Annotated in this window: 15 protein-coding genes; 7 read left to right on the top strand and 8 right to left on the bottom strand. The window is 64.2% G+C overall.

Features of this window, described 5'->3' with window-relative positions; translation table 11 throughout:
* The first annotated feature begins 13 nt into the window (after positions 1 to 13).
* On the top strand, positions 14 to 847 hold the full coding sequence (gene panC, locus AYM40_RS03825; protein ID WP_063495063.1) for a pantoate--beta-alanine ligase: 834 nt from the start codon (positions 14 to 16) through the stop codon (positions 845 to 847).
* 50 nt (positions 848 to 897) lie between these two features.
* Positions 898 to 1,284, top strand: a complete 387-nt coding sequence (gene panD / locus AYM40_RS03820; RefSeq protein ID WP_012432059.1) for an aspartate 1-decarboxylase — start codon at positions 898 to 900, stop codon at positions 1,282 to 1,284.
* A gap of 70 nt (positions 1,285 to 1,354) precedes the next feature.
* Here the strand turns inward: panD and AYM40_RS03815 are convergent, their stop codons facing one another.
* The gene (locus AYM40_RS03815; protein WP_063495062.1) at positions 1,355 to 1,993 is read right to left on the bottom strand and encodes a ParA family protein; all 639 of its coding nucleotides are present in this window, start codon (positions 1,991 to 1,993) and stop codon (positions 1,355 to 1,357) included.
* 210 nt (positions 1,994 to 2,203) lie between these two features.
* On the opposite strand from AYM40_RS03815, the gene AYM40_RS03810 reads away from it, so the two are divergent.
* Complete coding sequence (locus tag AYM40_RS03810; RefSeq protein ID WP_063495061.1) at positions 2,204 to 2,623, top strand: PaaI family thioesterase; 420 nt, start codon at positions 2,204 to 2,206, stop codon at positions 2,621 to 2,623.
* Between the two features lie 43 nt (positions 2,624 to 2,666).
* On the opposite strand, the gene AYM40_RS03805 is transcribed toward AYM40_RS03810, so the two are convergent.
* Entirely contained in the window at positions 2,667 to 4,136 is a 1,470-nt protein-coding gene (locus AYM40_RS03805) for a cobyric acid synthase (protein WP_236720937.1), read from the bottom strand.
* A gap of 167 nt (positions 4,137 to 4,303) precedes the next feature.
* On the opposite strand from AYM40_RS03805, the gene cobU reads away from it, so the two are divergent.
* Genes cobU through AYM40_RS03785 form a run of 4 tightly spaced genes read left to right on the top strand, consistent with a single transcriptional unit; the run spans position 4,304 to position 7,731 of the window.
* Positions 4,304 to 4,858 (top strand): bifunctional adenosylcobinamide kinase/adenosylcobinamide-phosphate guanylyltransferase, encoded by a 555-nt coding sequence (gene cobU, locus AYM40_RS03800; RefSeq protein WP_063497825.1) that lies wholly within the window; start codon positions 4,304 to 4,306, stop codon positions 4,856 to 4,858.
* The gene (gene cbiB / locus AYM40_RS03795) at positions 4,858 to 5,793 is read left to right on the top strand and encodes an adenosylcobinamide-phosphate synthase CbiB (RefSeq protein ID WP_063495059.1); all 936 of its coding nucleotides are present in this window, start codon (positions 4,858 to 4,860) and stop codon (positions 5,791 to 5,793) included. The genes cobU and cbiB overlap by 1 nt, the downstream gene beginning before the upstream one ends.
* Positions 5,786 to 6,823, top strand: coding sequence for a threonine-phosphate decarboxylase CobD (gene cobD / locus AYM40_RS03790; protein ID WP_063495058.1), 1,038 nt, complete (start codon positions 5,786 to 5,788; stop codon positions 6,821 to 6,823). Before cbiB ends, cobD begins: the two co-directional genes overlap by 8 nt.
* Positions 6,820 to 7,731, top strand: coding sequence for a cobalamin-binding protein (locus AYM40_RS03785; protein WP_063495057.1), 912 nt, complete (start codon positions 6,820 to 6,822; stop codon positions 7,729 to 7,731). Before cobD ends, AYM40_RS03785 begins: the two co-directional genes overlap by 4 nt.
* A gap of 39 nt (positions 7,732 to 7,770) precedes the next feature.
* Here the strand turns inward: AYM40_RS03785 and AYM40_RS03780 are convergent, their stop codons facing one another.
* From AYM40_RS03780 to AYM40_RS03755, 6 genes are all read right to left on the bottom strand, one after another.
* Entirely contained in the window at positions 7,771 to 9,186 is a 1,416-nt protein-coding gene (locus AYM40_RS03780) for a Fic family protein (protein WP_063495056.1), read from the bottom strand.
* Positions 9,187 to 9,394: 208 nt separating this feature from the next.
* Entirely contained in the window at positions 9,395 to 9,985 is a 591-nt protein-coding gene (gene cobC, locus AYM40_RS03775) for an alpha-ribazole phosphatase (protein ID WP_063495055.1), read from the bottom strand.
* The gene (locus AYM40_RS03770; protein ID WP_063497824.1) at positions 9,970 to 10,746 is read right to left on the bottom strand and encodes an adenosylcobinamide-GDP ribazoletransferase; all 777 of its coding nucleotides are present in this window, start codon (positions 10,744 to 10,746) and stop codon (positions 9,970 to 9,972) included. Before AYM40_RS03770 ends, cobC begins: the two co-directional genes overlap by 16 nt.
* Positions 10,747 to 10,809: 63 nt before the next feature.
* The gene (gene cobT, locus AYM40_RS03765) at positions 10,810 to 11,871 is read right to left on the bottom strand and encodes a nicotinate-nucleotide--dimethylbenzimidazole phosphoribosyltransferase (RefSeq protein ID WP_063495054.1); all 1,062 of its coding nucleotides are present in this window, start codon (positions 11,869 to 11,871) and stop codon (positions 10,810 to 10,812) included.
* A 37-nt stretch (positions 11,872 to 11,908) separates the two neighbouring features.
* Positions 11,909 to 12,748 carry an ABC transporter ATP-binding protein gene (locus tag AYM40_RS03760; RefSeq protein WP_063495053.1) on the bottom strand — a complete coding sequence of 280 codons (840 nt, stop codon included), beginning with the start codon at positions 12,746 to 12,748 and terminating at the stop codon, positions 11,909 to 11,911.
* A complete protein-coding gene (locus AYM40_RS03755; protein WP_420488459.1) occupies positions 12,745 to 13,785 on the bottom strand; it encodes a FecCD family ABC transporter permease in 1,041 nt (346 codons plus the stop codon). The genes AYM40_RS03760 and AYM40_RS03755 overlap by 4 nt, the downstream gene beginning before the upstream one ends.
* Positions 13,786 to 13,827: the final 42 nt, after the last annotated feature.

Below are 13,827 nucleotides of genomic sequence, written 5' to 3'. Positions count from 1 at the left end.
TCCCTGTCCGATCATGAAAGTCATCAGCTCGATCCATGAATTGCGCGACCAGTTGCGCGGCCAGAATCGCACTGCCTTTGTGCCGACCATGGGCAATCTGCACGAGGGCCATCTGTCGCTGATGCGCCTCGCGCGCCAGCACGGCGATCCGGTGGTGGCGAGCATCTTCGTCAACCGCCTGCAGTTCGGCCCGAACGAAGATTTCGACAAATACCCGCGCACGCTCGAAGCCGACATCGAGAAGCTGCAGAAAGAAGGCGTCTACGTGCTGTTCGCGCCGACGGAACGGGATCTGTACCCGGAGCCGCAGGAGTATCGCGTGCATCCGCCGCACGATCTGGGCGACATTCTCGAAGGCGAATTCCGGCCGGGTTTCTTCCAGGGCGTGTGCACGGTCGTGATGAAGCTGATGTCGTGCGTGCAGCCGCGCGTCGCGGTGTTCGGCAAGAAGGATTACCAGCAGCTGATGATCGTGCGCAGCATGTGCCACCAGTTCGCGCTGCCGACCGACATCATCGCCGCGGAAACCGTGCGCGACACCGACGGCCTTGCGCTCAGTTCGCGTAACCGCTTTTTGCAAACGGCCGAACGCGCCGAGGCGCCGATGCTGGCCGCCGAGCTCAATCGCGTGCGCGATGCGGTGCTCGCCGGCGATCGCGACTTCGCAAAACTCGAACAGGCGGCGATGGCCGCACTGGCTGTGCGCGGCTGGCAGCCTGATTACATCGCGGTGCGCAAGCGCTCGAATCTGCTGCCGCCGGGCACACAAGACACGAATGCGGAGTTGGTCGTGCTGGCTGCCGCCAAGCTCGGCACCACCCGTCTCATCGACAACCTCGAAATCTGAAGCCATCTTAGTCTGCGCAAACGCGCATAAGAAGCCACAAGGGATTGGTCATGCAACGCAATATGCTGAAGTCGAAAATCCATCGCGTCGCGGTCACGCACTGCGAACTGCACTACGAAGGTTCGTGCGCGATCGACGAGGACTTGCTGGAAGCCGCGAATATCGTTGAAAACGAGCGGATCGACATCTGGAACATCAATAACGGCGAGCGCTTCTCGACGTACGCGATCAAGGGCGAACGGGGCAGCGGCATGATCTCGCTGAACGGTTCGGCCGCGCGGCGCGCGCAACTGGGCGATCTGGTGATCATCGCGGCGTTCGCGGTGGTCGACGAAGCGGAACTGAAGGCAGGCTGGAAGCCGGATCTGGTGTTCGTCGACGACAACAACAAAATCAAGGGCAGCCGCGATCACGTGCCGACCCAGAACTGGACCTGAGCTGAACCTGAGCCGGCCTCTCGCCGCACGGTCCCATTCAGCGGGCGGCCGCGCCGCCTGCTGATTTACTTCAAGCCTTCTTGCCGGCGCCGTTGGTCCATTGGATGATCGGTTGCCACTGCTCCAGATCCTTCTCCACGCGGCTTTTCGCGACGTCCCACAAGGTCAGGCCGTGCGCCGCCAGTTGCACGTAATTCTGGGTGTCGCGCAGAAAACCCAGCACCGGCAGCTTCAATCCCTCGACAAAGCGATGCAGCTGCTCCGCTGAGCGCGTGCGCGCGTCGACGCGCATCCCCACCACCCCGATCTCGATCGCGCCTTTCCTGACCGCTTTCTCCTTCGCCAGCCGCTCGAGAAAGTCCTGGGTGGCGAGAATATCGAACATTGACGGCTGGAGCGGCACGATCACCTTGTCGGCCAGATCCAGCGCGATATTCAGGCGGTTGCCGTGCAACCCGGCCGGTGTGTCGATAACCGCATGTTCCAGGCCTTTGGGCGGTTTGGCGGGGTTTTCAAGGTCAACCTCCCAGGTCTCGATGGGCGGCAACGCGGCCGGCCGCAGCGACAGCCACGCGTGCGCGGACTGTTGTCTGTCCATGTCCGCCAGCGCGATCCATTCCCCCTGCGACGCGAAATAGCCGGCCAGATTGGTGGACAGCGTGCTTTTGCCCACACCGCCCTTCGGATTCGCCACCACAATTACCGTCATGAATTCTCCCGGAAAGAAGGCTGGGCGCCGCCAGCCGGTTTACCGCGCAGTTTGCTCTGACTTGCGCCAACGTGTCCTGATCCGCAACGGTTTCAGGTTCACCCGCCGATCCCGCCGTTGATAATATCGATAAATGCACCGGGGCCGAAGCCCCCAAACGGCTATTGACCGCCCTGCCCCCCTGATTTTTCCATCGAGGCTCCCCATCTCATGAGCACACTCCGTCCGGAATACAGCATCGAGCGCCTGCACGAACGTCAGAAGGGCAAGCTGCCCGGCTTGCTGGGCGTGCATGTTCTGGCGCTTGAGCAAGGCACTCTGACCGCGGAACTGACGGTGCGCCACGAATTGCTCGCGCCGAACGGCTTTTTGCATGCCGCCACCGTGATCGGCCTCGCCGATACGGCCTGCGGCTATGCATGCCTCGCGCACCTGCCTGAGACGGCGCGCAATTTCACGACCATCGAGCTGAAAAGCAATTTTCTCAGCACGGCGACGGAAGGCACGATCCGCGCGGTCGCCAAGGCCGTGCATCTGGGCCGCAGCACGCAGGTGTGGGACGCCACCGTCACCGATCCGAACGGCAAGACGATGGCGCTGTTTCGCTGCACGCAAATCCTGTTGTATTGACTGAGCGACGCCGGGACGCGGACCACCGCCCGATTGACCTTCATCACCCGATCGCAGCAAAAAGCTTCGCAAGATCGAGGTGCTCGGCGAGCGTGTCAGCCAGACGGTCCAGCGAAGCCTCACGCAACGCCGGGTAGTCGATTGTCCCGGCGTCACTTAAGCCCGCCCACGCGAGCAGTGCGGCGCATGCGGCCGGCGTGTCGAACAGGCCGTGCACATAGGTGGCGAGGATCTGGCCATCGGCCGAGATCGCGCCGTCGGGACGGGCGCCGTGCGTTTCGCCCAATTGCAGCGCGGGCGAACTCAGCGCCGGACCCTGCGTCTCGCCCATGTGAATCTCGTAACCGGCGACCTCGGGCGAACCGGGCAATGCGAGTCGCCCTGTGACATTCTTAAGCGTTTTTTCGCGCGTCAGCACTGTCGAGTAATCGAGCCAGCCGAGGCCCGCGCTCGTGCCAGGCGCGCCTTCCACGCCGTGCGGATCGGCCACTTCGCGTCCGAGCATCTGCATGCCGCCGCAAATCCCGATGACCCGGCCGCCGTAGCGCAAATGCCGTTGCAGCACCGCATCCCAGCCTTGCGCACGCAGAAAGGCCAGATCGCCCGGCACATTCTTCGAGCCCGGCAGGATGATCAGATCGGCCGGCGGAGGCGGCGCGCCGCTTCGCACGTAATGAAAGTCGACTTGCGGATGCGCGCGCAGCGCGTCGAAATCGGTGTGATTGCTGATGTGCGGCAGCACCGGCACGACCACTCGCAACATCGGGCCCAGATCGTCGCTTTCGCCGCTTTGCGCGGCGCGCAGTTCGGGCGGCAGCATGTCTTCGGCGTCGAGCGTCAGGCCGTGCAGGTAGGGCACCACGCCGAGCACCGGCTTGCCGGTCTTCGCTTCGAGCCAATCGAGTCCGGGCTTGAGCAAACTGACGTCGCCGCGAAACCGGTTAATGATGAAGCCGCGCACACGTGCCTGCTCGCTTTCCGAGAGACACGCGAGCGTACCGGTCAAATGCGCGAACACCCCGCCGCGGTCGATGTCGGCCACCAGCACGACCGGGCAGTCGACCGCTTCAGCAAAACCCATATTGGCGATATCGCGGTCGCGCAGATTGATCTCCGCAGGACTGCCCGCGCCTTCGACAAAAATCGTGTCGTACGCCGCTTGCAAACGCGCATACGACTCCAGCACGGCCTCGAAGGCGACCGGCTTGTAGTCGTGATACGCGCGCGCATCGAGATTCATGCGCGCCTTGCCGTGGATGATCACTTGCGCGCCGCGGTCGCTGGTCGGCTTGAGCAGCACGGGGTTCAGATCGGTGTGCGCGGCGATGCCCGCGGCCACCGCCTGCAGGGCCTGCGCACGGCCGATCTCGCCGCCGTCGACCGTCACCGCGCTATTGAGCGCCATGTTCTGCGGCTTGAACGGCGCGACCCGTACGCCGGCGCGGCGCGCCAGCCGGCACAAACCCGCGACGAGCGTGCTCTTGCCTGCATCGGACGTGGTGCCCTGAATCATCAGCGTGCCGCGCGGCACAGGTACGGCGGGATGCGGGATCGAAGTGGTGGTCACGGAATGTCGGGTTCGGCGGTGAATGGGCAATAAACCCAGGTAATGAACGCAGGCAATGAACGCGGCATTATCCCATCGTGCCGGCACGCGCTGCACGCCGGTACAATCACGCGATGATTCCCCGCGACCTCACCTTCGTTCTCGGCGGCGCCCGTTCGGGCAAGAGCGTGCATGCCGAACAACTGGCGAACGACAGCACCCTCCCCGTCACGTACGTCGCCACCGCGCGCGTGGCTGACGACGCCGAATTCAGCGCGCGCATCGCGCATCATCGCGAGCGGCGTCCGGCGCATTGGGCTTTGCACGAAGCGGGCGTCGATCTCGCCGGCGCCGTGGCGCAAATCGACGCACCCGGCCATTGCATTCTGATCGACTGCCTGACGCTGTGGCTCGCCAACCTGCTGTGCCCACCTGAGGGCGACGGCTTGCCGGTCGATCAATATCACGCGCATTTTGCTGCGCTGGAAGCGGCGCTCATCCACGCCAAAGGCAAGATCATCGTGGTCAGCAATGAAATCGGTCTGGGCGTAGTGCCGCTCGGCGCGGCAACGCGACTCTATGTCGACGAACTCGGGCGGCTCAATCAGCGCATCGCCGCGTTGAGCACCCAGGTGACGATGATGGTCGCGGGCTTGCCGCTCGCCTTGAAAACAGAGGGCAGCGCGTGATGCTGTCGCTTCCTCTGATCGTTACGCTGGCAACGGCGGGCGTCGCCGTCGACCGTTGGCTCGGTGAGCCGCGCACCGCGCATCCGCTGGTCGGCTTCGGCAAATGGGCGATGCGCCTCGAAACGCGTTACAACACCGGCCGGCGTTTGCGGCTCAAGGGACTGCTCGCGTGGTCGCTGGCGGTCATGCCGCCGGTGCTGATCGCCTGGTGGCTCGTTTCCGTGCTGCCGTTTGTTGCAGCCTGCGCGGTGCATGTCGTGTTGCTGTGGTTTGCGCTCGGCGCACGCAGTCTGCACGATCACATTGCGCCGATCGCCGAGGCATTGGCGCGGCGCGATCTGGCGCAAGCGCGTCTCTTGACCTCGCGCATCGTGTCGCGCGAAACCGCTCATGCCGACGAAGCGGCACTGTCGCGCGCCGCCGTCGAATCGGCGCTCGAAAACGGCAATGACGCGATCTTCGGCGCGCTGTTCTGGTTTGCGATCGCGGGCGGTCCAGGCGCGCTGGGGTTTCGTCTGGCCAACACGCTAGACGCCATGTGGGGCTACCGCACGCCGCGCTATCTGCGCTTCGGCTGGGCCGCCGCGCGCCTCGACGACGTGCTCAACTGGATTCCCGCGCGCCTCACCGCGACGAGCTATGCCTTGCTCGGCGACACTCGCACGGCGCTGCGTTGCTGGCGCGAACAGGCGCCGCGCTGGGACAGCCCGAACGCCGGGCCGGTCATGGCGTCAGGCGCGGGCAGTCTGAACGTGTTGATCGGCGGCCCCGCGGTGTATCACGGCGCGCTTGAACACAGACCAACGCTAGGTTTCGGACACCCCGCGAACGCCACGCATGTTACGGCGGCGTTGATGCTGGTTGAACGGACGGTCATTCTCTGGCTGGCGGTACTGATCGTGCTGGCGTTGCTGAGTGCGCCCTTTCATGGTTGATCGAACCGCTACTCACAAAGCTGATACCGGCACCCCGCTCAACGCCGTGGTCCACGGCGGCAATCTGCACGAAGCGGCGGAGCGTTACGGCATTCCGTACGCGCAATGGCTCGACCTGTCGACGGGCATCAATCCGCACGGCTATCCGGTGCCGCCGGTTCCCGCCGATGCCTGGCGCCGCCTGCCCGACGAAGGTGACGGTTTTGCCGCCTGTGCCGCCCGTTACTATGGTGCGCCGGACGCCGCGCACGTGCTTCCCGTAGCGGGGAGCCAGGCGGCGATTCGCGCACTGCCCTCACTGCTGCCAGGTGCCCGGGTTGGCATCGCGCCGCTCACGTACAGCGAATATGTGCCTGCATTCGAGCGGGCAGGACACGACGTCGCGCCACTGGATGTGTCCTGGGACACCTTGCCCGACACGCTCACGCATGTGGTCATCGTGAATCCTAACAATCCGACCGCGGAACATCTGAGCGCCGACAAGCTACTGCACTGGCATGCGCAACTCGCCGCGCGCGGTGGCACGCTGCTGGTCGACGAGGCTTTCGCCGACACGATGCCTTCGGCGTCGCTCGCGGCAAGCACCCATCGCGATGGGCTGATCGTGTTACGTTCACCGGGAAAATTCTTTGGGCTCGCCGGTGTGCGCGCTGGCTTCGTACTCGGTGCGCCGGCTTTGCTCGACGCATTGCGTCGTACGCTCGGGGCATGGACTGTCAGCGGCCCGGCTCGGCATGCCGTCAAGGCCGCGTTCGAAGACGAATTGTGGCAACAGCAGATGCGTACGCGGCTCGATGCGGAAAGCGCCCGTCTGGCGAGTCTGTTGCAGGCACACGGTTTCGCCACACACAGCACGCCGCTCTTCGCGTGGACCGACGATGCGCGCGCCGCCGCTCTGCACGAAGCGTTAGCGCGGCGCGGCGTGTGGACACGTCTCTTCACGGCATCGGGCAGTGTGCGTTTCGGGTTGCCTGCGAGCGATGCGGAATGGGCGCGTTTCGAAGAGAGTTTGCGCGAGGCTGTTCGATGACTCGGCGCCCACGCTTTGCCATTGCTGCGGCACTCTGTGCGAGTACGCTGCACGCGCACGCCGCCATCACGGTCATCGACGACACCGGCGCAACGGTCACACTGCCTGCGCCCGCACAGCGCGTCATCAGTCTCGCGCCGCATGTCACCGAACTGCTGTATGCCGCGGGCGGTGGCGCGAAACTGGTCGGCGCCGTGTCCTACAGCGACTATCCGCCCGAAGCGAAGCAGCTGCCGCGCGTCGGTGACAACAAGGCGCTCGACCTGGAACGGATCGTTGCGTTGAAGCCCGATCTGATCATCGTATGGCGGCATGGCAATGCGCAGCGCCAACTCGATCGCCTTCGTGAAATGCATGTGCCGCTGTTCTTCAGCGAGCCTCATCGTCTCGACGACATCGCCGTGTCGTTGACCAAGCTCGGGCAATTGCTCGGCACCTCGCCGATTGCCGATGCAAGCGCTGCGGCATACCGTCAGGACATCGCACGATTGCGCACGCAGTATGCAAGCCGGCCGCCTGTCGGCGTGTTCTATCAGGTGTGGGACCAGCCGTTGATGACGCTCAACGGCGACCATATGGTCAGCGACGTGATTGCGCTATGCGGCGGCCGCAATGTGTTTGCGAAACTCGAGCCGCTGGTGCCGACCGTCTCGACTGAAGCGGTGCTCGCAGCGAATCCGGAAGCGATCTTCACCGCCGCGCCCGGCGCGACCAAACCGGACACGACCCTGCCGCAACTCGACACATGGCGTGCATGGCCAAGTCTGAAGGCGGTGGCGAACAACAATCTGTTCGCCGTCGACGGCGATCTGATCAACCGGCCGGCGCCGCGTATTGCGCAAGGGGCCAGGCAAATATGCGAAGACCTCGACCTGGCGCGCTCCCGAAGGAAGAACAGCGCGCAGTGATGCCGCGGCAAAGCCGTGCAGCAAGAAGTGCCGCGTGCGTTAGCGCGAGACGGCGTCTGCCCGCTTGAATGGCCAGCGCTCGAATTCGGATAGCCGCAATCGATAACGCGCGACATTGCCGAGATAGAGTTGATCGAGATCGGACTGGATTGCGTCGATGAACGAAGATACATCCGCTGCGTCCACCCGATTCTGCGCAAGCGTTTCGATCTCACCGCGCGTGCCGGCAAGGCCGCCGCGAATCACCTCCTGCACGGCCTCAATCAACGCATTGCGATACTTGAGGCGAAACGCGTCCGGCTCGCCGATCGATTGCCGAATCGCCAGATAACGCTGACACGAGCGCTCGTACGCCCAGATGAAGACATCGCGCAACAACTCGACGCGATTGGTCTCGTACACACCGAGTGTGCCGTCGACGTAGGCCTTTTCGGGAACGTCGATGAACGACAGCGGACACAGATTCTGCCGGATCAGCGGGATATTCGCGGTCAGACGCGAGACCCGTTTGTTGACGTCTTCGAACGGCTGCAGATACGGCAGGTGCACCATGCCGAAGAAAGCCTGCTCGAAGGGGTCGTCGATCTGCGCGGCCTTGTTCAACACCGCCTCGAAGCATTCCGCGATCTGCTGCGGCACGGCGAGCGGAAAAAATACGGTGCCGCTGATCTCCACTTCGCGCGCGCGCAAACGGCCGCTGGCGAACGGATCGGACATCAGGTTGTCGGAGAGAATCGCGTGAAGGTTCAGTACGGTGAATCGATTGAAGCCCACTTCGTCCGCGCTCTCGACAATCATTTCGATCGCGGCCTTATGATTCAGGATCATCTGCGTTTCCTGAGCGTCCTTGCCTTGCGCAATGAGCCCTTGCTCGATCAGCCGCACGGTATCGAGCCGCGTGTAGGTATTGCCCTCGAGCCGTGACGACGCCCACGATAAATCGATCAGAAGCCGGCTCATGATGTCGCGCGCGTACGTGCCGGCCGGCCGCACATCCGCCGACGTGCGGCCCCACTCATGCAGGCGTGCACGCTGCGCTTGCGATAAATACGCATCCTGATTCGGACGATAGCGTTCGAGAAACGCGCGGTTATAGCCGACCGGCCGGCGCTCGTGCAGCGGCCTGTTCACTTCTGCGCGCACCTCGAGTCCCGCACTCGACACGGGCACGTAGGCTTCGCCGGAAGTGCTTGCGCCGGTGACGACCTGTGCGGGGAAAACAGCCGCGCTGGAAGCGGCGGCCTGCTTGTAGACCACTGCCCGCCCAGCACCTTCCGAGATGATCCGGCCAGCTTCGAGCAACATGTCGAGACGACGTTGCAGCGTGCGGCGCTGCACGGGATGCCGGCACGCGGCAAGTGCCGCTGCCAGCGCACGAACGCCCCGCCCCTCAGCGCTCGCAGCGATGAGGTGCTCGATCAGATCCAATTCCTGCTTGATGCCGTTGCTGTTCATGCGCGCCACCCTCGAGCCTATGTGGCGCGATAAATCCTAATCGCGCCACTTTCTCTTGGCATTGTGGCACAAATCGAGCTAAACGCGCCACTCCAGGCTTAAAAATGGCGCAACTTCTGGTTTCTCGACAAATTTCCTGAAAAAGTGTCACGAATAGAACCAGGACTGACACAATTCGGGAGCGCACACAGGCACAAGCCCCATTCCCTCACGCATTCCACCTCACCAGCAACCACTGCTGCGTCGCCTCATCCCTGCGCAGCCAGACAATCCCCGTCATCTCCAGCGACCAGCGCAGACAGTGTTCCAGCGGCACGTCCAGCACCAGCGAAGCGATCACCCGCATTACTCCTGCATGCGTGACCACATAGGCCGGCGACAACTCGCGCGTCTGCGCGAACGCGTCGAACCACGCCCGCACCCGCGCGACGAATTGTGCGACGCTCTCGCCGCCATGCGCACGCGCGTGTTCGAAGTTGGCCGCCCAGTCGTCGAGCAACTCCCGATCGATCGCGTCCCAGCGCTGCTGCTCCCAAGCGCCGAAATTCATTTCCTGCAGACGGTCGTCATAGCTGAGCGCGCAGCCGAAATCGTTCGCCATCGCGGCGGCAAGCGCCGAGCAACGCATCAGCGGACTCGATATGAACACGCGCGGCGCCGGCACCAGCAACGTGGCGAGTTTCAATGCAAGCGCGGTTGAGGACACTTCCGCATCCGCGACAAGCGCGACGTTGCTCTGGCCGTAGCACACGCCCGCATCGAGTGCGACGGCGGGATGGCGGATCAGGACGATATCCATGCAAGCCCCAGCAGATAGATGCTCGATTCAAGAATCTGTTGTGCGAAGCCAAGGCAGTCGCCGGTGTAGCCGCCAATGCGTCTAACGAAATAACGGCCCATGGCAAACCGCAGCGCCGCAAGCACGATGAATGCCGAGCCGGCGAAGCGCCAATCCGGCAGACCGGGCCCGTTCGGCCAGAGCAAGCACGGCAGACCGAATACTGCTGCGCAAAGCAACGCGGGACCGCTCAAACGTTGCGCAACCGGTTTGGCTTTGCCTTCGGCGCGCACATAGTCGAGCGTGGCCAGATAGCTGATTGCAAACACGCGGCTCGCCGCATGCGCTGCAATCATCAGACTGGCGGCGCGCATCGGCGGCAATGCGGCGAGCGTTTGCCACTTCAGTGCTAGCGCGATCACGAGCGCGATGGCGCCAAAGGCACCGATGCGCGAGTCATGCATGATGCGCAACACGTCCTCGCGCGTATAGGCGCCACCGAACGCATCGACGCAATCGGCAAGTCCGTCCTCGTGAAATGCGCCGGTGACGAGAAGCGACGCAGCCATCGACAGCAGCACCGCCACGCCCGCTGGAAAGACATGCAAGGCCGCGAGATAAACCAGCGCGCTCAATCCGCCGATCAATAGACCGACCAGCGGAAAATAACGTGCCGCCGCATTCAGATAGTGCGGCTCATAGCCGACCCAACGCGGCACCGGCATGCGCGTGAAATAGCCGAGCGCCGTGAAGAAATAGCGCAGTTCCGCGAGCGGGTTCATGAGCGGACCGGCCGCGCGCGTCCGTACAACGGCGCTTTGCATAACGGCGCTTCGTATAGCTGATTAAGCATCGCGATTCGCAACACCAGCCGATTCGAAGCTCGCCATTTCGTTGACGAACGCCACCGCCGCGCGCAGCAGCGGCACGGCGAGCGCCGCGCCGGTGCCTTCGCCGAGACGCATATCGAGCGAGAGCAATGGCAGCGCGCCAAAATGATCGAGCATGCGCCGATGCCCCGCCTCGTTCGAGGCATGCGCGAACACGCAATACTCGCGCACGTTCGGCGCGAACGCATCGGCCACCAGCAATGCCGCGGTCGCGATGAAACCGTCGACAAGGATCGTCATACGCGCTTGCGCAGCAGCGAGGTACGCGCCGGTCATCATGGCGATTTCGAAACCGCCGAAGGTGGCGAGCACGTCGAGCGGATCGTTGGAAACAGCGTGATGCGCGAATGCCGAGGCGAGTACGTTGCGCTTTTTCGCGAGTCCGGCATTGTCGAGACCCGTACCACGCCCGACGCATTCGTCGATCGGCACACCGCACAGGCGGCTCATCAGACACGCGGCCGACGACGTATTCGCAATGCCCATTTCGCCGAAGCCGATCACATTGGTGCCGAGCGCCGCGTGATGCCGCACGCGAGCCGCGCCCGCCTGCATCGCGGCGAGTGCCTGTTCGTGCGTCATTGCGGGTTCATGCGCAAAGTTGCGCGTGCCGGCCGCAACCGGAATATCAATGAGACCGTCCGTGGACGGCAGCGGCGTCGCAATGCCTGCGTTGACCACTTCGAGTTCGATACCGGCGACGCGGCTCAAGGCATTGATCGCCGCGCCGCCCGCGAGAAAGTTAGCGACCATTTGCGCGGTCACCGCTTGCGGATAGGGACTCACACCTTCCTGCGCAATGCCGTGGTCGCCGGCGAACACGATCATTGCCGGACGTTCGACCGTGGGGTGTGTCGTACGCTGGATCAACCCCAACTGGCGCGCGAGTGTCTCGAGCCGCCCAAGGCTGCCGGGGGGCTTGGTCTTGGTATCGATAATGTGTTGCAGTTCGGCACGCAGCGTTTGATCGAGCGGTTCGACTTCGGTCAATACCGGCAAACCTGGCAAAGAGGTCATAGACGTTTCTGAAAGAGAGAGTGTTTTTACAAAACGCTTAGCCTGCTGGCAGGTCATCAGCCGCAGGCGATTCATGACGCGAGCGCGGCGCCGGAATCAGCGCCTCATGCTCGCCGTCGCGAAGCAGAATCAATGGATAACCGAACGCGCGGCTCGTCAGCATGGGTGTCAGCACGTCGTGCACCGGCCCGGCATACGCGCCGCCGTTGCCGTCGAGCAGCAGCGCATGCGTCGCGAAGCGCCGTGCGAGGTTCAAATCGTGGCACGAAAACATCACTGTACGCCGGGGCTCGCGCGTCCAGGCGGTCAGCGCTTCCAGACAGTCGATCTGGTGGTGCAGGTCCAGATGCGAGAGCGGCTCGTCGAGCAGCAGCAACGGTGCCTCCTGGCACAACACCGCCGCCAGCGCCACGCGTTGACGCTCGCCGCCCGAAAGCGACAGCACGTCGCGCGCGGCGAATTGGGCGAGACCCAATGCATCCAACGCGGCATGCGCGGCAGCGCGATCCGCCTCGCCCTCCCACCCCCAGCCTGTCAGATGCGGAAAGCGGTTCAGCATCACGATGTCGAGCACACTCGCGCTGAAAGCGTCCGCTGCGCTTTGCGGCATCAACGCGCGACGCTGCGCCAGCGGCAACGGCTGCCAGTCGGCGAGATGCACGCCGTCGAGTTCGACATGGCCCGCCGACGGTTGCGCCAGACCGGCGAGCGTGGACAGCAATGTCGTCTTGCCCGCGCCGTTCGGCCCGGCGATACACCAGATTTCGCCAGCGTAGAACGTATGCGTGAACGCGTCGAGCAAGGTGCGCATGCCTGCACGCAAGGTCAGGCGTTGCGCGCTCAGCGCGGATAGCGGGGCGTTGTGTGCGTTCATCATCGGCGCCTGCGCAACAGCATCCACAGAAACACCGGCACGCCGACGATCGACGTGATCACGCCGACCGGCAATTGCGCCGGCGCGATCGCAGTACGTGCGATCAGGTCCGCACCCATCACCGCGACACCGCCGCCGAGCGCCGCGGCCGGCAGCAGCATGCGTTGATCGTTGCCGAACGCGAGCCGCAGCATATGCGGCACGACGAGGCCGACAAAACCGATCGTGCCTGCCGTCGTCACCGCCGCAGCAGCAGCCAGCGACGCCACCAGATACACGCGCAAGCGCAGCGGCATCACCGCCACCCCGAGTGCCTGCGCGGCAGCGTCGCCTCGCAGCAGCACATTCAGACGCGGCGCAGCGGGCACGATTGCCACCAGTACGACGACGAGCGTGGCGAGCGCCGTCCATGGCATCGCGCCACCGTTCAGATCGCCGGTCAGCCAGAACAACATGCCGCGCAGCCGATTGTCTGGCGCAAGGTTGAGCAACAAGGTAATGACGGCGCCCCAACCGGCCGCGATCACCGCGCCGGTCAGCAGCAACCGCGGCGACGTATCCTGCGGCTCGCCCCGCCACAACTCGCGGCGTGCGAGGCCGAGCACCAGCAGGATCGACACGAAGGCGCCGGCGAAGGCGCTGGCATCGACGATCCACCACGCGCATCCGGCGATCATCGCGACCAGTGCAAACGTCGCCGCGCCGCCCGACACCCCCAACACGTAGGGTTCGGCCAACGGGTTGCGCAACAGCACTTGCAGCAGCGCACCGGCCAGCGCAAGCAACGCGCCGCACGCGAAGCCGCCCAGCGCGCGAGGCAAACGCAGCGTGCGCACGATCTCGCCGGCAAGATCGGCGGACTCGACATGCGACGCGTGCGAAGGCAGCAGCGCCGCCAGCACGCGCGCGGGTGCGAGCGGCACGCTGCCGAGCGCGAGCGACGCCATCAGCACAGCGAGTGCGATTGCCGCGAGCGCGAGCCATATCGCGGCCGCGCGCTTCGCGTTCATCACGCGCAGCGTGGTTGTGGTGTTATGCATAGGGCTCGAACCGCGGCTCATCGACACGTTCTCACGCCAGTA

This window comes from Paraburkholderia phytofirmans OLGA172, from assembly GCF_001634365.1.
In the GTDB taxonomy this organism is placed as follows: domain Bacteria; phylum Pseudomonadota; class Gammaproteobacteria; order Burkholderiales; family Burkholderiaceae; genus Paraburkholderia.
Note: the sequence above shows the minus strand (reverse complement) of the source record. Positions and strands in the feature narration are given on the sequence as shown.